At 61.5% G+C, this 2,941-nt stretch carries 3 protein-coding genes; 1 reads left to right on the top strand and 2 read right to left on the bottom strand.

The window, feature by feature from the left end; translation table 11 throughout:
• Nucleotides 1-577 (top strand): SDR family NAD(P)-dependent oxidoreductase (locus VMR03_RS02935; protein WP_325402115.1); only part of this gene is annotated, 577 nt, incomplete at its 5' end.
• 45 nt (nucleotides 578-622) lie between these two features.
• On the opposite strand, the gene VMR03_RS02930 is transcribed toward VMR03_RS02935, so the two are convergent.
• Nucleotides 623-1,435, bottom strand: a complete 813-nt coding sequence (locus VMR03_RS02930; RefSeq protein ID WP_325402113.1) for a TauD/TfdA dioxygenase family protein — start codon at nucleotides 1,433-1,435, stop codon at nucleotides 623-625.
• Between the two features lie 137 nt (nucleotides 1,436-1,572).
• A partial coding sequence (locus VMR03_RS02925) for an acetamidase/formamidase family protein (RefSeq protein ID WP_325402112.1) occupies nucleotides 1,573-2,941 on the bottom strand: 1,369 nt, incomplete at its 5' end.

The following is a 2,941-nucleotide window of genomic DNA, read 5'->3' as shown; positions in this document are numbered from 1 at the left end:
CGGCGCGGTCGAGGAAACGAGCCTCGCCGAAATCCGCGCGCTCTTCGACGTCAACGTCTTCGGCGCCATCGCGGTGCTCCAGGCCGCCATTCCCTTCATGCGCGCGCGGCGCGCCGGTCACATCATCAACGTGACCTCGGTAAGCGGCCTCGCCATCTGGGCGGGAACGGGGCCCTATTGCGCGAGCAAGCATGCGCTCGAAGCGATCGGTCAGACGCTGGCCGACGAGCTCGCTCCCATCGGCATCAAGGTAACGAATGTGGAGCCCGGCGGATTGCGGACCGACTTCGCCGGTCGTTCGCTCGCCGTCGCCGAACGTCAGATAGCCGACTATGCCCCGACCGCGCATCTCTCCCGTCAGATCATGGCGGAACATGCGGGCCACGAGCCGGGCGATCCGGCAAAGGCCGCCCGCGCCATCGTCGACGTCGCCGGCTCCCACGAAGCGCCGATGCATCTTCTGCTGGGTACCGACGCGATGTTCTATCTGGGACGCAAGCTCGGAGCGCTGCAACTGGAGCTGGCCAAATGGGCGCCGACCACGGTCGGGATCGTCTTCGACAAAGACCAGGCATGACGCCATCGGGCGATCGCGTTTGCGGCAACGCGATCGACCCGCTCCTCACATCGGCTTTTCGCCGGCGACCGTCACCCGGAAACCGGAGCGCACTTGCGGGAAATAGTCCCACACGGCGAGATGCTGCGTGCAGCGATTGTCCCAGAAGGCCACGGAATTCGGCTGCCACCGAAACCGAACATGGAAATTCGGATTGGCGCAGTGCTTGTAGAGGAAGTTTAAAATCCCGTCGCTCTCGTCCTTCGAAACGCCGACGATCTGCGTCGTATAGGACGAGTTGACGAAGATCGCCTTCTTCTTCGTCACTGGATGAGTACGGATCACCGGATGCTCCGAACAGGGAAACCGCTTCGTCGGATCGTTGACGATCGGCCGATAGACATGCTCGCCATCGTGAACCGCCATCAGCCCTTCGAGATACAGCTTCATGCGCGGCGACAATGCGTCATAGGCCGCATACATGCTCGCGAACATGGTGTCGCCGCCGACTTCCGGCACGACCGGCAGATACAGAATGCTGCCCATCGGCGGGATTTCGTTGCAAGTGAGATCCGAATGCCAGTTCTCGCCCGCGACATATTTCGATGCGCCGTCGGCATGAATGGCGACGATTTCGGGATGGTCGTCGAGCCCCTTGACGCCGGTATGGATGACGAGATCGCCGAAAGCGCGGCCCAGGGCCTTGTGCGCGTCATGGTCGAGTTGCTGGTCGCGAAAGAAGATGACCTGATGTTCCATCAGGGCATCGTTCAACTCCTGACGCTGAAGATTGGAAAGGGGCTGGGAAAGATCGATCCCGGAAATTTCCGCTCCGATCCGCACCGTCACCGGCTTTACTGTCAACGCGCTATAGGCCATGTGCCAGGTTCCTCTACGGGCTTCAATACGCCGGCCCGACCAGCCGACGCAGATAGTCTAGAACCTCCCCCCGGATTGCGATTGGCCGTGCCGGAACGAAAACTTGGGCTGGGCGGATTCGGTGCCCCCCGCTTCGCTCACGATTTGAACATCTCCTTGCGGATCGTGGCATGGACGCCCCAGTTCCCATCCACGACCTGGGTGACACCGAAATCGACCGCCACCGAAATCAGCGAGATCGCCTCATCCTCGGTGAGCCCCTTCGCCGCCATCAGGAAGCGCCGCGTCTTCCGGAATGCATCGCGCATCGCCATGTCGACCGATGACTGCTTGTAGACATCCGTCTGGGCGTTGCGCCCGAGCTCCTTCAGATAATTCGGGTGGCTGAAGCCGAGGATCACCCACTCGTCCGCCGTCTCGATCAGCGGATAATCGAGATCGAAAATCTGCCCTTCGAGATCGCGCTTCTTGTGCAGAACGATCTGGAAGATGCCCGTCAATGAACACTCGATCGCCGTGCCACAGAGCTCGGAATCGCCCTGCGAGGCATGCGGATCGCCAATCGAAAGCAACCCTCCGGCAACGGCCACCGGCAGGTAGATGCGTGAGCCCTTGCCCAGCCGCCAGTTATCGAGGTTGCCGCCGAAATAGGCCGGTGGCACGGAATCGACGATGCCCCAATGATCCGGCGCGAGCCCGATGACGCCGAAATGCGGCCGCAGCGGAATCTCGACGTTTTTCAGAACATCGTAATTCTTCTCGATCGTCGAATGATCGACCGGCACGCCGGGATAGTCGATGCGCGGATGGACGACGCCGAAAGGATCGACCTGCGGCGTCCAGCGGAAGTTGTAGACCGCCTTCGCGCATTGATGATGCGAATGGCGCTTCTCCTCGATCTCGTAGATCGTCACGACCTCGCGCGGCGCCGGCGGCGTGATGAGCTCATTGTAATGAAAGCCCCACCACGTCGCAGCATTGCTGCCGAAACTGCGGCCCATATATTCCGGGCTTGCACTCGGCCGCGGATATATGTCGAGGATGCGCAGCTCGACGACGTCGCCCGGCTTCGCACCTTCGATGCCGATGGGGCCTGTACAGATATGCACGCCGAAGCCCTCGCCCGCGCCGCGCCCATAGGTCGACGCGTCAAGCGGGCCGGCGCCGCGCCGGTCTACATTCTTGTGATCCTTGGTCCAGTGAAAGACGCTCTCCGCACCGGGATCGTCTTTTATCATGCGCTCGTAATCGTCATAGGCATGCTGCGTCAGCGTCTCGACGGTGACGAAATCGCCCGACTGCACTTCGAGCACGGGCGGCAGGAAACGGCTGAAATAGCCCCAATGAACCGTCTTCGCGGTCACTGGCAGATAGTGATGCCGCGGCTCATGCTCGCCCAGCGGCTCCTCGGGCAAAGCGGCGTCGCCGCCATGATCTATATCGTCACGATCAAGCTCGACGTGGGCGAGATCGGCTTCAACCGACAACTCACCGCCATCCTCCAGC

Source organism: Parvibaculum sp. (genome assembly GCF_035511255.1).
Taxonomy (GTDB): domain Bacteria; phylum Pseudomonadota; class Alphaproteobacteria; order Parvibaculales; family Parvibaculaceae; genus Parvibaculum.
The sequence above is the reverse complement of the archived record's forward strand: the minus strand, read 5'-3'. Positions and strand labels throughout refer to the sequence as shown.